The organism is Maribacter luteocoastalis, from assembly GCF_048890225.1.
Classification (GTDB): Bacteria; Bacteroidota; Bacteroidia; order Flavobacteriales; family Flavobacteriaceae; genus Maribacter; species Maribacter luteocoastalis.
In genome coordinates this window covers 41,860-59,389 of the sequence record NZ_JBMFZG010000010.1, presented here as the reverse complement: position 1 = coordinate 59,389, position 17,530 = coordinate 41,860, and the positions used below count along the sequence as shown (strand labels likewise).

Below are 17,530 nucleotides of genomic sequence, written 5' to 3'. Positions count from 1 at the left end.
GTTAGGAAAAGAATATAGAGAGGTCAAAATCTATAATGTAAAGAAAGATAAGGATAAGGACAGAAAGAATAACCAACATCCTTATTTTAAGATTGCGGTCACCTTCCCTTTTTGTATCATCAAATGCGTTAGAAATCTTGTTTTTTAGTCCTCTTTGATTATGTAACGTACTTCTAAATTTATCAAATTTTGGTTCTAGTTTATAAGGATTCCCTTTCCCTTTATCATCATAATACCTTGGGTTATACTCAAACTTCCTGTTACGTCGTAACTTCGTTATTTTACTCAACATTCCCATAATCCCAAAGTTACTTAAAATCAAAAAACAGGCTGTACTGTGAACGCCAAAATTTGTTAACAGTTATCCAAACAAAACCTGTACATGATTTTTTGAAAAAACTTCATGCGCAATAGGATGATAAAAAATAATTGAAGAATAAGATAGTTATTTGCCTAAACTAGCCATTTTTATAGCAGCTATTGCGGCCTCTGTACCTTTATTACCATGTTTTCCACCACTACGATCAATAGCCTGTTGCAGGGTATTATCCGTAAGTACACAAAAAATCACTGGAACATCTGTTTGTACATTCAAATCTTTGATTCCTTGAGCGGTAGCACTACACACAAAGTCAAAATGTTTTGTTTCACCTTGAATAACGGAGCCAATAGCTATTACAGCATCAAAACCACCTTGTTGTATCATTTTTTTACAACCGTATGTAAGTTCAAAACTGCCAGGAACATCCCATTTCACAATATTAGCTGTAGTAGCCCCGCAATCCAACAAAGCCTGTTCTGCTCCCTGGTAAAGTCCGTTCGTTATTTGAGGATTCCATTCAGAAACAACAATCCCAAACCGAAAATTTATCGCGTTTGGGATTGTTGTCTTATCGTAAGCCGATAAATTTTTATTCTCTGTTGCCATTAAGCACCACCTTTTGCCATTCCTATAAACGCATCAATATTTCTAGCTGCTTCAGAATCTTTAAATTCATCCTTAATACGCTGAAAATAATCCAATGCTCTAGAATTTTCTCCCATTTCAATAGCAGTTACACCCGCTTTGAATAAAAATTTAGGCGTTGTATATTGATTACTACTGTGAGCTGCGGCTGCTTCATAATATCCCAAAGCATCTGAAGGTTGACCCAATTGCATAAACGCATCACCAAGACCGCCTTTGGCCAAAGCTCCTAAAACATCATCATCAGATTTAAAATCCTCCAAATAGGTTATTGCCTCTTGGTAGTTGTTCATATTCAAATAGGACATGCCAGCCGAATAGTTGGCAATGTTGGCAGCTTTGGTACCACTGTACTCCTCAATAATATCTAAAAATCCATATTTACCCTCAGCACCTTCCAATGCCAATGTAAATAATGAATCCTTGGCAGTGGTGGCAACCAATGCCTGGTCAAAATATTGTTGTGGATAGTACATCTCATTGGCAGCATTGGTTTCCCTTGGCTTTTGCACAAACTGATTATATGCCAAATAACCCAAAACAGCAATTGCTATAACGCCAATGGCACCTAAAATATAATTCTGATTCTTGGAAACCCACTCTTCAGACCTAGATGCACTTTCGTCTAAGGTACTGAATACCTCTGCCGTTGTACTTTCTTGCTCATCAAATTCTTGAATTTCAGCCTTAGTACTAGGTTTAAATCCTCTTTTCTTATATGTTGCCATCTCTATTTTTATTGGTCGCGCAAAAATAAAGTTTTTATTGAAATCCCATAGTGTATTTATTCGTTATTTTTGGATATTTTAAGCTCATTTTGTCCCATTCGAAATAAAAATTCTAGAATTATTAATGTTTCTAAAAAGTTTATCCCTTGTCAATTATAAAAATTTTGAATCGAAAAATCTTGAATTCGATGCCAAGATCAATTGCTTTGTTGGTGATAATGGAGTAGGAAAAACAAATATTCTAGATGCAATATATCATCTCTCTTTTGGTAAAAGCTACTTTAATCCCGTTTCCTCCCAAAATATAAAACACGATGCTGATTTCTTTGTAATCGACGGACGTTTTGAAAAAAATGATCGGGAAGAAAAAATTGCCTGTAGCTTAAAAAGAAACAACAAGAAAATAATAAAAAGAAATGGTAAACCTTATGAGCGTTTTGCAGACCACATAGGCCTTTTGCCATTAGTAATAATATCTCCGGCAGATCGTGATTTAATTATAGAAGGTAGTACGGTAAGGCGTAAGTTTATTGACGGTGTTATTTCACAATCAGACAAAGAATATCTACAGGCTTTAATAAATTACAATAAGGTGCTAAGCCAGCGTAATGCATTGTTGAAGTATTTTGCCGTAAACCATACTTTTGACGCAAACACACTTGCTGTTTACAATGGACAATTAACCAATTACGGAAAAGTAATATTTGAAAAAAGAACCGCATTCCTAAACGTTTTCATTCCAATTTTCAAAGAACAGTATAAAGCCATTACAGGACAAGCAGAGGATGTAGACATAACCTATGACAGTAAATTATTATCACAAGAATTCAGCAAACTTCTGGTAACGAATTTGGATAAAGACAGAGCATTGCAATATACAAGTGTTGGCATACATAAAGATGATCTTAATTTTACCATATTGGACTATCCCATTAAAAAATTTGGAAGCCAAGGACAACAGAAATCATTTTTAATAGCCTTAAAATTCGCACAATTTCATTTTATGCAAGCCATTTCAAAAACAACACCTATTCTTATTTTGGATGATATTTTTGACAAATTGGATGAAAATAGGGTTTCCCATATCATCTCACTTGTCAACAAAGAAAATTTTGGGCAAATATTTGTGAGTGACACGCATGCAGAACGTACAGAGGATGTTGTAAAAAAAATACACCAGACCTATAAAGTCTTTAAACTGTAATATTGTAATCGATCATTACAATTTTGGATCGTTACCAAGAAAAGGTATTGTCGGATTTCATCGGGACTATAAAAGACATTAAAATTTAAACAGATGAAAAATTGGTTTATTATGTTGCTTACCTTTACCTTAATTTCATGTTCAGAAAAGGTAGCTCAGGAAGATTTAACTCTTATTAATGGATATTGGGAAATAACAAAGGTTATATTACCAGATGGAAACAACAAGGAATATAAAGTAAGCACCAGTATTGATTTTTTTAAGATAGATGGTTTAAAAGGATATCGCAAAAAGGTAATCCCAAAATTTGATGGTAGCTTTGAAACTTCTGATGATGCTGAGTTATTCACTATAAACAGAGGGAATGATTTGTTCCAAATACAGTATAAAAACAATTTGACCGAATGGCAGGAACATATTTTACTATTAAGTGAAGAAAAACTAGTACTGGCCAATGGTGAAGCCCAATACCATTATAAACGTTTTGAACCTATAAACATCACCTTATAATGCCAAAAAGAGAAAATGATAAAGTAAGTATGAAAGATGCCCTTTCGGCATTTATCCAAAAAAACAATCTACAAAACGGTATGGATAAAGTGGATGTTAGGACTGCATGGTCCAATGTAATGGGTAATGGCGTACAAAATTATACTACCTCTATAGAACTAAGACAAAATACCTTATTTGTAGCACTTTCCTCATCTGTACTTAGGGAAGAATTAAGTTTAGGCAGCTCCAAGATAATTCAAATGCTAAATGAGGAATTGCAAAAAGATTTAATAAAAAAGTTAGTATTAAGGTAATAACGCTTAAACTATACAATACAAAAAAGACCAGGCTTTTCGCACTGGTCTTTTTTGTATATAAACGTTTAACTTCTAGTAAATTTCCCTTCCTGAGAAATGAAAAGAACCTTCTATAGCGGCATTTTCATTACTATCAGAGCCATGCACAGCATTTTCGGCTATATCAGTTGCAAATAATTTCCTAATAGTACCTTCAGCAGCTTCAGCAGGGTTTGTAGCCCCGATTAAAGCTCTAAAATCCTCAACGGCATTTTCTTTTTCTAAAATTGCCGCTACTATAGGACCCCTAGTCATAAAAGTCACCAATTCACCAAAAAACGGACGTTCCTTGTGAATGGCATAGAACTCTTGTGCATCCCTAAGGCTTAGTTGGGTATATTTCATAGCTACGATTTTAAATCCAGCCGAAGTTATCTTTTCCAAAATAGCCCCTATATGCCCATTTTCAACAGCATCTGGCTTAATCATCGTAAATGTTCTATTTGTACTCATTTTCTTAAATTTTGGGCAAAAATACGTTTTTCCTTAGAATCCACAATTTTTAAGAAGAGTGTTGCGGCATTCTAACTACCATAAAATTCTCTCCTGTCAAATTAAATAATAAAGTATTGAAAGTGAATTATTATGTTTTTTTACAATTTCCAATACATCTAAATTCAAAATTAAAACTTTGGGCTTAAAGCTTATAGTATTAAATTGTATCTTTGCCCGCATGAATTTTGAGCACATAAATGCACTTAAAAAGCTACTCTCAACTCCCAGGAAAATAGCAATTATACCGCATAAAAATCCTGATGGAGATGCCATTGGCTCTACCTTGGGTTTATGGCATTACCTTGTAAACGAAGGTCAAACTGCCACCATAGTTTCTCCAAATGATTTTCCGAAATTTTTAAAATGGATGCCCGGTGCAGATAAAATTTTAAATTTTGAGAGGCATAATAAAGAAGCAAAGAGAACTATTGAAGAGGCTGATATTATTTTTACCTTAGATTTTAATCACCTTGGCAGGGTTGGGCAAATGGCTGATAGTTTGGAACAAGCCAATGCTATTTTTGTAATGGTAGACCACCATCAAGAACCATCTGACTATGCCATGATTATGTATTCTGATGTAACCATGAGCTCAACCTGTGAAATGGTATACAATCTAATTTCCTTGTTGGATGGTTTAGATCATATTACTCCTGAAATAGCCAATTGTATTTATACGGGCATCATGACAGATACCGGTTCATTTAAATTTAAGTCTACCACTAGTCATACACATAGGGTTATAGCAGATTTAATGGATAAAGGTGCAGAAAATACAGAGATACACCACAAAATATATGATACTAATTCTCCCAGCAAGTTGCACCTCTTGGGATGTGCTCTTAAGAATATGGTAATATTAGAGGAATATAGCACTGCCTATATCACTTTAAGTCAAGAAGAATTAGATCTTTACCACTATGAAAAAGGGGATACCGAGGGTTTTGTAAATTACGGTCTTACTTTAGACGGAATACGGTTTGCAGTAATTTTTATTGAAAACAAAGAAGAAGGTATTATTAAAATTTCTTTCAGGTCTGTTGGCGATTTTTCTGTAAACGAGTTTGCTCGAAAATTCTTTGAAGGGGGTGGACATAATAATGCCGCAGGGGGAAAAAGTGACAAAAACATGGAAGAAACAACCAGCTATTTCAAATCATTATTACCTCAATACAAAATAGCTTTAAAACAATGAAAAAAGGACTATTAATCCTTATTACATTACTGGTTTGTTGTTGTAAAGGGCCAGAACCCAGAAAACCGGTACAGCGAAAAAGTGGTAGTTTTTTTAAAGCTTCGGTAGAAAGAAGCAAGAAACTATTAGAAAATGAAGAAAAACAAATTCTACAAATTATAAAGAAAGATTCTTTAAAGCATTACACACATAGCTCTGCAGGTTCCTGGTACCACTACCTAAGCGTAAACGACACTACCGACTATACCCCACAAACAGATGATTTAGTTGTAATGACCTACAATTTGTTAAGCTTGGATAATGATACGATATACTCACAATCTGAAATTGGAATTGTCACGTATAAAGTAGATAAGCAAGAACTGTTTCAAGGCTTACGTGACGCTGTTAAACTATTAAAAGAAAAGGAAAAGGCAACATTTTTGTTTCCTTCATCTTTAGCGTTTGGTTACCATGGTGATAACAATAAAATTGGCACTAATGTTCCAATAAAATCAACTATATCCATTTTAAAAATCGAGAAAAATCAAAATAACATCGAAAATTAAATTTAAAACTATGATCAAGAGAATATATGTGGCCATGATCTTTGCATTAGCATTGGCAAGCTGTAAAACAAGTAAACGGGCAGACTTAGGAGATGGTATTTTTGCAGATATCAAAACAAATAAAGGCGATATCATTGTTAAGTTAGAACACGAAAAAACCCCGGTTACCGTAGCAAATTTTATTTCTCTTGCCGAAGGAAAAAACCCGTTTGTTAGCGAAAATTACAAAGGTAAAAAATACTATGACGGACTAACATTTCATAGGGTAATGAAAGATTTTATGATTCAAGGTGGTGATCCAACCGGTACGGGGAGTGGTAATCCAGGATACAAATTTATGGACGAGTTTAATGATTCTTTGGTACACAGCAAAAAGGGAATACTCTCCATGGCCAATGCAGGACCAACCACTAATGGTAGTCAGTTTTTCATAACACATGCACCAACTCCTTGGCTAAATGGAAAACATACTGTATTTGGTGAAGTCATAGAAGGAATGAGTGTTGTAGATTCTATAGCAAACGTGCCAACTGCAGCTGGGGACAAACCCATTGACAGTGTTAAGATGAGTACCATAGAAATCATTAGAAACGGAAAGGAAGCCAGGCGCTTTGATGCTGTAAAAGTAATGACCGAGTATTTTGACAATGAGGAAGAGAGGCTAGCTGCCATTGAAAAAGAAAAGGCAGAACAGCAGGCAAAAATAAATGCCATGAAAGGTGAGTTAGCCGCAGAAATTGCAGCTCAAAAAGAACAAGCAAAAACATTGGTATCTGGACTTAAAGTTTTGGTTTTAAATGAAGGGGATGGTGAAAAACCAAAAATAGGTCAAAAGGTATTTGTAATGTACGCTGGTTATTTAAACGATGGTACCTTGTTTGACAGCAACTATGAAGAAGTTGCACAGAAATATGGGAAATATGATGAGCGAAGGGCTCAAGGTGGTGGCTATATGCCCGTTCCAATGGATTATAGCCCAGAATCTAGATTAATTGCAGGTTTTAGAGAAGGTTTACTAACTATGAAAGTTGGAGACAAAGTTCGTTTGTTCATACCACCCCATTTAGGCTATGGTGAACAAGGTGGTGGTCCTATCCCGCCAAATGCTGATTTGGTATTTGATGTAGAAGTTACTGGGATACAGGAATAACATTCTAATAATGAATAAAAAGCCCCATTTAAAATATAAATGGGGCTTTTACTTTTTATACATTTATGGTGTGTTTTGAAGTATGGCCAACAAAAATTCCCAAAATTTCTGAACCGATCTTATACTTACCCTTTCATCTGGTGAGTGTGCCCCTTTAATTGTTGGTCCAAAACTTATCATATCCATATCTGGATAATTTTGTCCTAAAATACCACATTCCAATCCCGCATGGCAGGCCACTACCCTAGGCTCTTTTTTAAAAAGTTCAGTATAAATTTGTTTTAAGCCCGCCAAAATTTCTGAATTAGGATTTGGTTTCCAACCAGGATACGAACCTTTGAAATACACCTCAAATCCTGCCAATTCAAAAACAGATTTTAAGGAATTTGCTAAATCCATTTTAGCAGAATCTACGGATGACCTGGTTAAACAAGCGATTTCTATTTCTCCATCTTTTACACTGACCTTTGCAATATTGTTTGAAGTTTCTACCAAATCTTGAATGGAGGCACTCATTGCATAAACACCATTTTGGGCAGCATAAATACTTCGTATAAGCTTACTTTGTACGCTTAATCCCAACACTTTTTTAGCTGGATTACATGGCTGAATAGAAATCTCCAGCTTAGGTTCCATTATTGCTAGTTCCGTTTTAATTTCAGCACTTACCTTTTCTAGTTCAAATAGAAAATCAGCTGCTTGTGTTTTAGAAATATTAATGGCGCATCTGCTTTCCCTTGGAATCGCATTTCTTAATCCACCACCTTCCAACCAAGCTAACCGCATATTATATTTACTACCAACAAAAAGTAACCTGTTCATAATTTTATTGGCATTACCAAGTCCCTTATGTATGTCCATACCACTATGACCACCATTTAAGCCGCTTATAGTAATAGCATACCCAATATCGCCGAAGGAGGATTTTTTTTCGTTATAAGTCCTAACAGCAGTCACATCAATACCACCAGCGCAACCTATATCAATTTCATCATCTTCTTCAGTATCCAGGTTCAATAATATATCTCCCTTTAATAGACCTCCTTTTAGTCCAAAAGCCCCTGTCATTCCTGTTTCCTCATCAACGGTAAATAGAGCTTCTAGTGGTGGATGAGAAATATCATTACTTTCCAAAAGTGCCATAATAGCGGCTACTCCCATACCATTATCAGCACCTAATGTGGTTCCTTTGGCCTTTACCCAGTCATCCTCAACATACATTTCAATTCCTTGGGTATCAAAGTCAAACTCCGTATCCTTGTTTTTTTGGTGAACCATGTCTAAATGACTTTGCAACGTTATCATTTTTCTATCCTCCAAGCCTATTGTTGCAGGTTTTCTTATAATAACATTACCTACGTCATCGGTGAAAGTATCCAGTCCCAAAGATGTTCCAAAATCCATCATAAACGCTATAACCATTGCTTCTTTTTTAGAAGGTCTTGGTATTGCATTTAGCTTTGAGAAATTTGACCAAACCATTTTTGGTTCCAATTGCAATAGCTCTATATTCATACTTATGATATTATCATTCAAAAATACATACGGAAAAAGGATTTCACTATTTTTGAAGCAATGAAGATGAACTTAAAAACAGGTATTGCTGTTTCATTGATACCACAAATTATCCTGGTGAAATGGTTAGGCAACTATCCCGGGATTATAGAAAAATATTACAGTTTGGGTGTCTATCCCAAAGTTTCATCTTTTTTTAGAATGATGTTTGGTTGGATTCCATTCTCCATTGGTGATATACTCTACTTTTCTCTCACCATTGTAGCCATTATTTATGGCTATAGAAATCGTAAATTTATCTTTAGCAATAAGATTTCTTTTATAAGGGATGTTACAATGGTATTATCTATTGCTTATTTTACGTTTCACCTTATGTGGGGTTTTAATTATTACAGGGAGCCTCTATCCAAAAAATTGGATCTATCAGAAGCTAAAGACTATGAAGAGTTGGTTATATTCACCGAAGCATTAATAAGCAAGACCAATCAACTACAAAAACAACTAACAGGGGACTCACTACTAAGAGTTGAAATACCATATTCCCAAAATGAAATATTTGATAAAACCATTGATGGATATAAGGAATTATCGAAGCAATACGACTTCTTAAGTTATACCAAACCAAGTATCAAAACTTCTTTTTTCAGTACCGGATTAACCTATATGGGTTATGCCGGTTATCTTAATCCGTTTACAAACGAGGGGCAAGTTAATGGGGTATTGCCCAATTTTAGATTTCCAATAGTTACTGGTCATGAGATTGCCCACCAACTTGGATATTCAGCAGAAAACGAGGCCAATTTCATTGGTTATTTAGTGACAGCCAACTCGTCTGATCTTTATTTCCAATATGTAGCATATGCTTATGCTTTGGGGTATTGTTTAAGCGATATAAGAAGAGGTGATGTTACTGTTTTTGATAAAATGTTCGATAGTCTTCATCCTGGAGTTAAGGAGAACTTTAAGGAAATGTCAGTATTTTGGAGTAAATATGAAAATCCAATGGAACCCGTTTTCAAATCGATTTTCAACTCGTTTCTTAAGGCAAACAATCAATCACAAGGCATAAAAAGTTATAATGCGGTCGTATCCTTACTGGTAGCTTACCATAAAAAATATCCTTTAGAATAAACCAAAAAGAATCCCTTGAAGTGGAAGCTTTCCACAATATGAAGCTGAACATGAATGCTATTATTGAATTGACTACATATTGCCAGATAACTCGGCGATTACGCATTTCAAATACGATGATAAATCTACCAACGGTTTAAGAGAAACTAGTTTTGGGGTGGTTTTAACTCTAACATTCAAGATTGCATTGCTTAGGAAACAGTTGTACTTGTTGTCTTTCTTAAATGGTGATAGAACAAATACTAAAAGGAATTGGAGACCAGTCGGCACCGTATTTCTTACTTTCCAAAAGGATAATTAAAAAACAGTATTTAAAAAAGCTTAATTTAAAATCGAGCTTTTTATCAGTATTCCCATTATGGGTTTTTCATCGCAAACTTGCCCCCAAAATAGGCCATTGGAATATATGCCACTAAGATATCCAGAGCATTAAACCAGATAGGACCGTCTAGCATATACACGTTTACAGAACCTCCTATCAAAAAAAACACCCCAATAATGATGGCCATGGTCATCTTACGACTCGCGGCAATTTTAGCGGCTATAAAAGCCCCAGAAAAAGTACCGATAGCATGAGCTAAAAACGGAAAAATAAAATGTTTAGGCTCAAACAAATGCATGGTTTCCTTTAACCCATCCATAGTCGTGATATCACCACCTTCTGGCGGCGGAATAATACTACCGCTAATCATAACAATGAACATATTTACAATACTACCAACAATTACACCTACTATAACCGCAATTATATTTTTAAGTACCGGATTCATAATCAATTAATTATTGATTCAGTTTTTACTTGAATTCTATTATACCTCAACAAGTTAACTTATTTTTTCAACATTTATATATGCCCGTAGCGTTTTCAAAAAAACGGATAGCACCAATTAGTAAGGGACAAAATGTGCACCTCAAAAAGGAACATAAGTTACGCACTCGCCTATTTCATATTGCTTATCACGTGGACTCAAACAAACAAATCCGTCTGCTTTTGACAGGCTTGTTAAATCTCCGGAGCCATTTTCTACAACGGGAAGAGCGTGTAACTCATTGTTTTCCCAATGTGCCTTCACCTGTATAAATCTAGTTAAAAGAGGGGAAATTAGTAAATCGAAGGCAAGCTTAATGGTATTAGATGTTATTGGTATATTCCAAGAAGTGTGCAACCAAGGTAAAAAGTAAAGATGATAATTGGCAAAGGTGGAGACTGGATTTCCAGGAAAAGAAAATATAACAGTTTTTAGCTCTTTATGCACGCCAAACCAAAATGGTTTCCCTGGTCTTTGTGCCACGCGATGAAAAATTTTTTCCACTCCCAAACTTTCCATGACCTCCGGGATAAAATCAAATTTACCCTTAGATACCCCTCCACTCAATAGAAGAACATCATTCGCTTTCAGGGCTTTTTCTAAACCGATTTCAATACTACGCTTATCATCCTTTAAATGTAAGGAAGATGCTTCAATCATAGTTAAGGCAAGGGAAGCTTGCAAGGTAATACTGTTCGATTTTCTAATTTGATGCGGTTCTGGTACCACTTCAATATCCACCAATTCATTTCCTGTTGCTATAGCACATATTTTAGGATTCTTTTTCACCATTACCATGTGCTTACCAACAGATGCCATAACACCTATTTCTGCGGGTGATATTTTTACCCCTTCTTCCAATATTAAGTTACCCTTTACCTCATCACTTCCTTGGTAATGGATATTTTGTCCTTCATAAACCTCTTTAGTAATGGTTGCATATCCATCAGCAATTACCAAATGTTCGTACATGATTACCGTATCGGTATTTTCTGGTACAACTGCCCCAGTCATGACCTCCAAACAAGATGAAGCATTTATCAACTTTTGTTGTGGCATTCCGGCACTTGCAACACCTTCTATCTTAAATTTAGCATTCCCTTGATTAAAAGCCTTAAATTGAATGGCAATTCCATCTTTAGTGGCCCTATTAAATGGAGGGAAATCACGGTCGGCATTAATTGGTTCGGCCAATACCCGTCCCACACTTTTTAATAAGGGAATTTGTTCCACTCCCAAATCCAAGGAATGTTCCACAACGTATTTTATGGCTTTTTGAAATGTTATCATAGCAATAAATATAAAGAATATCAAAGCAGGTTAAATTACTTATTAGCATATTGAATTTTATATATACCCTTATTATAGGAGTTGTAATCCATTTACTAAAAGCACCCTAATCCCGACTATAAAAACCAGCAGTGCAGTTACCCTTTTAATACTATTTGCAGAGAGTTTTTTTAGACTGATACGAATACCTAATTGACCTCCAAAAAATACGGCAATCACTAAATACATAGTTTCTACCCAAGGCAAACTAAGCGAATCGGCCAAAACCAGACCAGCTAAGCCAGATATAGAATTGACTAAAATAAAGAAACTGGCTAAAGCTGCTATTTTAATAGCCTTGTCCCATTTTAAATGATTTAGTATGGGTGCCAAGAAAATACCACCACCAATACCTACAAGACCTGACAAAAAACCAATACCCGAACCTAACAAATAGCTGATAAATTTTGGATACTGTTTAGTCTCTTGTTTTGTTGTTTGAACCGAAAATGTCTGAAGTGCCAAAAACAAAGCTGATAATAGTAATGACACACCTAAAATAACGAAGAATATATTTTCCTTTAAACGAAATGAAGCGCCGATAAATGCCAAAGGAATGCTGGTTATTACAAATGGCACAAAGTCCTTTAGTTTAGCATGCCCATTTTTAAAATACAGGTATGTACTGCCAGAAACGACAATAAGGTTACAAACTAAAGCTATGGAACGGATAACAAAAAAACTTGAAAGAAATAGTGTTAATAATGCCAAATAACTAGAGCCCCCACCAAATCCTACTGAGGAATACAAGGTTGCTATGATAAAGAAACCAAAACACAGGAGCAACAAGTTCTCAATGGGTATTTGCATAGGAATTTATCTGGTTCATACCGCCAACTACATTAATAAATTCCGATTTTGGAAATAGTTCTTGCAATAAAAGTATTGCCTTTTGACTTCTAATACCTGATTGACAAATAAGATAAACTGGCTTGGTCAAATCAATACTATCGGTATGATCTTTTAAAAGATCCAAAGGAATATTTTTGGCTCCTTTTAAATGACTGTTTTTAAATTCTTTTCTAGAACGAACATCTATCAATTCCAAATCATTATCTACCAGTATATGATTAAATGCAATTGCCTCTACAGATTTTATAGGGACATCGCATTGAAAATCATATGATTTAGCCAGTGCTCGTATATTTAAATTTTCTAGCTTCACATCAAACTTTATTCTTTGTACACGCTGTGTAAGTCCATCGTAAAGCAATACTATTCCAGAAAGTACATCCCCTATTCCAGCAATTACCTTTACAGCTTCCAAAGCCTGTAGATTCCCGATAATGCCTGGCAAAATACCTAAAACACCATGCTCATTGCAGTTTGGCACTTCATTAGGCTTTGGCATTGTTGGGTACAAACAACGATACGTTGGTCCATTATTGAAATTAAAAACGCTCACTTGGCCTTCAAATCCATGCAACGCGCCATACACCAAGGGCTTTTTTAATACAACACAAGTATCGTTCACTAAATATCTAGTAGGAAAATTATCAGAAGCATCCACAACCAAATCATACTTTTCAATAATTTCCAAAGCATTGGAGGTATTTAAAAAAGTATGATAAACATGAATTGAGGTAGATGAATTTTGTGCTTTTAGCTTTTCCTTGATTGCGGCCACTTTAGATTGCCCAACTTGTTTTTCCGTATAAATAACCTGGCGGTGTAAATTAGAAATAGAAACGGAATCATTATCTACTATTCCCAAAGTCCCCACACCCATAGCGTTTAAATACATCAATACCGGTACTCCTAAACCACCAGCGCCAATAACCAATACACTTGCCTTAGCTAACTTAGCCTGACCTTCTTCCCCAAAACCCTTTAAGATGGCCTGTCTTTGGTATCTTTCTTGGTTCATATTGCCAATTTTTGCAATACCTTCTCATAATCCGATTGTGAATTGGCATTGGTCAAGACTTCTTTCCTCTTCGGAAACACCAATTTAATGTCATTATCAATAAGAAATTTACGTGGGCAGGTACCATTGCCGGCTTCCAAATACGTTGATGAAGCTTCAAATGACATTGGTTCCCAAATTGCACATAAGGGTTCTGGTAGTGGATTATCCTTATCGGCAAAAGCGGTTGCCATTTTTGTATTGTCCCTTTGAGCAATCAACTCCTCTACTGCTTGTTTATCCATTAAGGGCAAATCACAAGCCAATACTAACCATGCCACATCTGGATATGCTTTATGCGCAGAAAACAGACCATTATATGGCCCTTTGAATTTGTTTTCATCAACAATTACATCAAAATTGGCTACTTCGTTCTCTTGGTCGTCCCTTATGCTTAAAAACGCCTTATCACAAACCGATTCTAATAACCGATAAAGATATTCACGTTGGGGAACACCATGGTATGTAATTAGGCCTTTATCCTGGCCCATACGTGTACTCTTGCCTCCAGAGAGGACCAAACCAAATATTTTAACGTTGGAAGTCATTTTTACCACCTGTTTTTTGCTCCAGTTTAACTTCTGTGATTACAATATTATGGGACAATGCCTTACACATGTCATAAATGGTCAACGCCGCAACAGTAACCCCTGTTAGGGCCTCCATCTCAACACCGGTACGTTCATTACATTTAACGGTACATTGAATATCAAAGGCATTATTTTGCGGAATAATTTCAATATTAATTTTAGATAGGTTTAATTGATGACATAATGGAATTAATTCCGATGTTTTCTTTACCCCTTGAATACCTGCAATTACTGCTGTTTGAACTATGCTTCCCTTTTTTCCTAAAAAATCTTGGGCTGCCAATAATTTAAAAACAGCTGTGGGAAAAAGTACCCTCCCAGATGCAACCGCCATTCTTGTTGACGCAACTTTTTCGGAAACATCTACCATTTCTGCATTGCCCTCAGCATTTATATGTGATAGTTTTTGATCCATTATCCTCCAATTGAAGTCATAGAATTTGAAAACACCCCCTTATATTTTTCTTGCGCTTCAAATCCTGTTTTTGACCTTTTTCCTATAGCATCCAATACTTCCAATTTTATATTTTCTTCAGAATTTGGACCACGCATTATTTCCCTTAAATTGACACTTGCCTTGGCATACAAACAGGTTATAACATCTCCTGTTGCCGAAATACGCAAACGGTTGCAGCTACCGCAAAAAGTACGACTAAAACTAGGTATTACACCAAAAGTGCCTTTATAGCCAGGGATTTTATAGTTGATTGATGTTGATGTTTTTGGCGAGTCCAATTTGTAATAATTGGGATGTGCCTCTTTAATATGTTCCAATATTTTCTTGTAATCCCAAGCAATGGTCTGAAAAGACTTAGAACCACCATTAAACGGCATTTCTTCCAAATACCTTACAGATACATTATAATGCTTTGCCAAATCCAATATGGGCAATATATCTTGCGTATTCTGACCATCCAAGGCAATAAAATTAATCCGTACATTAAAGCCTTCAGAAATTAAACGTATTAGGTTATTATGCACAGTGTCATACTGGTCCCTTCTAGTTATGCGTTCAAAAGTAGCCCTATCAATAGCATCCAGACTAACATTAATATTTTTTATACCAAGCTCCTTTAATTCATTAATATAAGGGCCCACCAAAGTGGCATTAGTCGTTACCGATATATCTTTTAAACCTTCAAGATCTGCCAAATATCGTAAAAGCACCATAAGGTCCTTACGTACAAATGGTTCACCACCGGTTATCCTTATTTTATCAATACCCTGTGAGACTAAGATATCTGACAACCTACAAAGTTCATCAATCGTAAATAAATTGTTGTTTTCAGCAAAGTTGATACCCTCTGACGGCATACAGTAATTACAACGTAGATTACAACGATCTGTGACGGCTAACCGCAGGTAATTTATGGTTCTATTATGATTGTCAATTAGCATAAATAATTTAATCCTAGTTTAAAATAAATGTTTAAGCTTCTCCTAAGAACTACCCGAACTTTATGGATGGGCAGATACCCATACTGATTTATCCTTAAAAATTTCCTTTTTCCAAATAGGAACGGTGTTTTTAAGGGTATCAATCATAAACCTACAGGCCTCAAAACATTCTGATCGATGTGGTGAGGATGCACCTACAATAACAACGGGTTCCTCTACTTCTTTTTTACCAACAGCATGTTTTATCAAAACCTTGTTTAACGACCATTTCTCCAAAGCCTGTTCTGCGATTTTGTCCATTTCCTTAATGGCCATTGTTTTATAGGTTTCAAACTCCAAAGCGATAACTTCTTGGTTATTTGTAAATTCCCTAACAGCACCTATAAATACACATATTCCACCACTTTTAGGGTCGGACAACTCGGCATACGCCAAACCACAGTCAATATCATCAACTATTTCAATAATTTTTTTCATTATCCTCCGCTTACTGGTGGCATTATAGCCACCTCATCGTTCTTAGTCAAAGGTACGTCATCTGTAGCATATTCACTATTTACGGCAACTGCTAAAGATGTTAGTTTAGAAAATTCAGGATAGGTTTCCATCAAATTCTTTTTTAAAGCACCCACAGAACTAGGTAAATTGGTCGGTGATGTAAAAGCTATTTGTGATGCCCCAACAATATCTTTGGCAATTCCAAAAAAAAGTACTTCCATAAATTTACAAACTTGTATTTTTTTAGAAATCCAATTTAGGAAAAGTTAAAGGGACATCCTATTTGAAGATGTATTTTTAAGATAAATTAAAGAGAATTGCACACATATAACTACTTTCCAAACCGAAAACTATTTCATAAAACCAATTGCGATAAAAATAGTTGACAGATTAGACTATTTTTGTTTCAATGTATTTGAAAAAACATATCAGCAGTGTTCAAAATCCTTTGATCAAAAAAGCCCTATTGCTTAGGGATAAGTCCAGGGAGCGCAAGAAAACCGGACAGTTTATTTTAGAGGGAAAACGGGAGTTGGAAATTGCCCTTAAAGCCAATTATACAATAAACACGGTGTTATATTGTGATACATTGGTTGACATCTTAGAGATTAAAAAAAAATTACAGCTTAAAGAAACCGTTTCGCTGATATCCGTTTCTATAGAGGTTTATCAAAAAATAGCTTATAGAGATAGTACTGAGGGTATTGTGGCCATTGCAAAAGTAAAAGAACATGATATCGCCAACCTAAAGACAGTAAACAAAAATCCTTTGATTTTAGTTGCCGAGGCACCTGAAAAACCTGGGAATATTGGTGCTTTACTTCGTACAGCGGATGCTGCAAATTTAGATGCTGTAGTAATTGCGAATCCAAAGACAGATCTATACAACCCTAATATTATTAGGTCTAGTGTTGGCTGTGTTTTCTCAAGAAATATTGTAACTGCCAGTACTTCTGAAATTATCGGCTATTTAAAGAATAATAATATCGCAATATATTGTGCGGCACTATCCGCTTCCAAAGATTATACTGATGTAAATTTCAAAAAATCCTCAGCTATAGTAGTGGGTACGGAAAGTACTGGATTAAGTGATGAATGGTTGTCCAATTCAAATCAAAATATTATCATTCCCATGGAAGGTGCAATAGATTCCATGAACGTGTCTGTATCAGCTTCAATACTTATATTTGAAGCTAAAAGACAGCGAAAGTCAATCTAG

Annotated in this window: 22 protein-coding genes; 8 read left to right on the top strand and 14 right to left on the bottom strand. The window is 35.4% G+C overall.

Features of this window, described 5'->3' with window-relative positions; genetic code table 11:
- Position 1: 1 nt before the first annotated feature.
- From ACOCEA_RS16225 to ACOCEA_RS16215, 3 genes are all read right to left on the bottom strand, one after another.
- On the bottom strand, positions 2 to 298 hold the full coding sequence (locus tag ACOCEA_RS16225) for a riboflavin synthase subunit beta (protein WP_420757320.1): 297 nt from the start codon (positions 296 to 298) through the stop codon (positions 2 to 4).
- 147 nt (positions 299 to 445) lie between these two features.
- On the bottom strand, positions 446 to 928 hold the full coding sequence (gene ribH / locus ACOCEA_RS16220) for a 6,7-dimethyl-8-ribityllumazine synthase (protein WP_420757319.1): 483 nt from the start codon (positions 926 to 928) through the stop codon (positions 446 to 448).
- Positions 928 to 1,695: a tetratricopeptide repeat protein gene (locus tag ACOCEA_RS16215; protein ID WP_420757318.1), complete on the bottom strand. Its 768-nt coding sequence runs from the start codon at positions 1,693 to 1,695 to the stop codon at positions 928 to 930. The genes ribH and ACOCEA_RS16215 overlap by 1 nt, the downstream gene beginning before the upstream one ends.
- Positions 1,696 to 1,819: 124 nt before the next feature.
- Between ACOCEA_RS16215 and recF the strand changes: the two genes are divergently transcribed.
- From recF to ACOCEA_RS16200, 3 genes are all read left to right on the top strand, one after another.
- Complete coding sequence (recF, locus tag ACOCEA_RS16210; protein WP_420757317.1) at positions 1,820 to 2,899, top strand: DNA replication/repair protein RecF; 1,080 nt, start codon at positions 1,820 to 1,822, stop codon at positions 2,897 to 2,899.
- Positions 2,900 to 2,992: 93 nt separating this feature from the next.
- Positions 2,993 to 3,409: a lipocalin family protein gene (locus ACOCEA_RS16205; protein ID WP_420757316.1), complete on the top strand. Its 417-nt coding sequence runs from the start codon at positions 2,993 to 2,995 to the stop codon at positions 3,407 to 3,409.
- Entirely contained in the window at positions 3,409 to 3,705 is a 297-nt protein-coding gene (locus ACOCEA_RS16200; RefSeq protein ID WP_420757315.1) for a DciA family protein, read from the top strand. Before ACOCEA_RS16205 ends, ACOCEA_RS16200 begins: the two co-directional genes overlap by 1 nt.
- Positions 3,706 to 3,780: 75 nt before the next feature.
- Here the strand turns inward: ACOCEA_RS16200 and ACOCEA_RS16195 are convergent, their stop codons facing one another.
- Entirely contained in the window at positions 3,781 to 4,200 is a 420-nt protein-coding gene (locus ACOCEA_RS16195; protein WP_420757314.1) for a nucleoside-diphosphate kinase, read from the bottom strand.
- A 220-nt stretch (positions 4,201 to 4,420) separates the two neighbouring features.
- Here ACOCEA_RS16195 and ACOCEA_RS16190 point away from each other — a divergent pair, with 220 nt between their 5' ends.
- From ACOCEA_RS16190 to ACOCEA_RS16180, 3 genes are read left to right on the top strand one after another with little or no spacing between them, the layout of a single operon-like run.
- Positions 4,421 to 5,437 carry a DHH family phosphoesterase gene (locus ACOCEA_RS16190; protein ID WP_420757313.1) on the top strand — a complete coding sequence of 339 codons (1,017 nt, stop codon included), beginning with the start codon at positions 4,421 to 4,423 and terminating at the stop codon, positions 5,435 to 5,437.
- Positions 5,434 to 5,985 (top strand): gliding motility-associated peptidyl-prolyl isomerase GldI, encoded by a 552-nt coding sequence (gene gldI, locus ACOCEA_RS16185; RefSeq protein WP_420757312.1) that lies wholly within the window; start codon positions 5,434 to 5,436, stop codon positions 5,983 to 5,985. Before ACOCEA_RS16190 ends, gldI begins: the two co-directional genes overlap by 4 nt.
- A gap of 10 nt (positions 5,986 to 5,995) precedes the next feature.
- Positions 5,996 to 7,135, top strand: coding sequence for a peptidylprolyl isomerase (locus ACOCEA_RS16180; protein WP_420757311.1), 1,140 nt, complete (start codon positions 5,996 to 5,998; stop codon positions 7,133 to 7,135).
- 63 nt (positions 7,136 to 7,198) lie between these two features.
- Here ACOCEA_RS16180 and ACOCEA_RS16175 read toward each other — a convergent pair whose 3' ends face one another.
- On the bottom strand, positions 7,199 to 8,650 hold the full coding sequence (locus ACOCEA_RS16175) for an aminoacyl-histidine dipeptidase (RefSeq protein WP_420757310.1): 1,452 nt from the start codon (positions 8,648 to 8,650) through the stop codon (positions 7,199 to 7,201).
- A gap of 66 nt (positions 8,651 to 8,716) precedes the next feature.
- Between ACOCEA_RS16175 and ACOCEA_RS16170 the strand changes: the two genes are divergently transcribed.
- A complete protein-coding gene (locus ACOCEA_RS16170; RefSeq protein WP_420757309.1) occupies positions 8,717 to 9,781 on the top strand; it encodes a DUF3810 domain-containing protein in 1,065 nt (354 codons plus the stop codon).
- Positions 9,782 to 10,137: 356 nt separating this feature from the next.
- Here ACOCEA_RS16170 and ACOCEA_RS16165 read toward each other — a convergent pair whose 3' ends face one another.
- The 9 genes from ACOCEA_RS16165 to ACOCEA_RS16125 form a co-directional block, all read right to left on the bottom strand.
- Positions 10,138 to 10,551 (bottom strand): hypothetical protein, encoded by a 414-nt coding sequence (locus ACOCEA_RS16165; RefSeq protein WP_420757308.1) that lies wholly within the window; start codon positions 10,549 to 10,551, stop codon positions 10,138 to 10,140.
- A gap of 141 nt (positions 10,552 to 10,692) precedes the next feature.
- On the bottom strand, positions 10,693 to 11,880 hold the full coding sequence (locus tag ACOCEA_RS16160) for a molybdopterin molybdotransferase MoeA (RefSeq protein WP_420757307.1): 1,188 nt from the start codon (positions 11,878 to 11,880) through the stop codon (positions 10,693 to 10,695).
- A gap of 72 nt (positions 11,881 to 11,952) precedes the next feature.
- Positions 11,953 to 12,729 (bottom strand): sulfite exporter TauE/SafE family protein, encoded by a 777-nt coding sequence (locus ACOCEA_RS16155; RefSeq protein WP_420757306.1) that lies wholly within the window; start codon positions 12,727 to 12,729, stop codon positions 11,953 to 11,955.
- On the bottom strand, positions 12,713 to 13,786 hold the full coding sequence (gene moeB, locus ACOCEA_RS16150; protein WP_420757305.1) for a molybdopterin-synthase adenylyltransferase MoeB: 1,074 nt from the start codon (positions 13,784 to 13,786) through the stop codon (positions 12,713 to 12,715). Before moeB ends, ACOCEA_RS16155 begins: the two co-directional genes overlap by 17 nt.
- Positions 13,783 to 14,373 (bottom strand): molybdenum cofactor guanylyltransferase, encoded by a 591-nt coding sequence (mobA, locus tag ACOCEA_RS16145; protein ID WP_420757304.1) that lies wholly within the window; start codon positions 14,371 to 14,373, stop codon positions 13,783 to 13,785. The genes moeB and mobA overlap by 4 nt, the downstream gene beginning before the upstream one ends.
- Positions 14,357 to 14,830, bottom strand: coding sequence for a cyclic pyranopterin monophosphate synthase MoaC (moaC, locus tag ACOCEA_RS16140; RefSeq protein WP_420757303.1), 474 nt, complete (start codon positions 14,828 to 14,830; stop codon positions 14,357 to 14,359). Before moaC ends, mobA begins: the two co-directional genes overlap by 17 nt.
- A complete protein-coding gene (gene moaA / locus ACOCEA_RS16135) occupies positions 14,830 to 15,813 on the bottom strand; it encodes a GTP 3',8-cyclase MoaA (RefSeq protein WP_420757302.1) in 984 nt (327 codons plus the stop codon). Before moaA ends, moaC begins: the two co-directional genes overlap by 1 nt.
- A gap of 60 nt (positions 15,814 to 15,873) precedes the next feature.
- Positions 15,874 to 16,290, bottom strand: coding sequence for a molybdenum cofactor biosynthesis protein MoaE (locus ACOCEA_RS16130; protein WP_420757301.1), 417 nt, complete (start codon positions 16,288 to 16,290; stop codon positions 15,874 to 15,876).
- Entirely contained in the window at positions 16,290 to 16,532 is a 243-nt protein-coding gene (locus ACOCEA_RS16125) for a MoaD/ThiS family protein (protein WP_420757300.1), read from the bottom strand. Before ACOCEA_RS16125 ends, ACOCEA_RS16130 begins: the two co-directional genes overlap by 1 nt.
- 188 nt (positions 16,533 to 16,720) lie before the next feature.
- On the opposite strand from ACOCEA_RS16125, the gene ACOCEA_RS16120 reads away from it, so the two are divergent.
- Positions 16,721 to 17,530 (top strand): TrmH family RNA methyltransferase, encoded by an 810-nt coding sequence (locus tag ACOCEA_RS16120; protein WP_420757299.1) that lies wholly within the window; start codon positions 16,721 to 16,723, stop codon positions 17,528 to 17,530.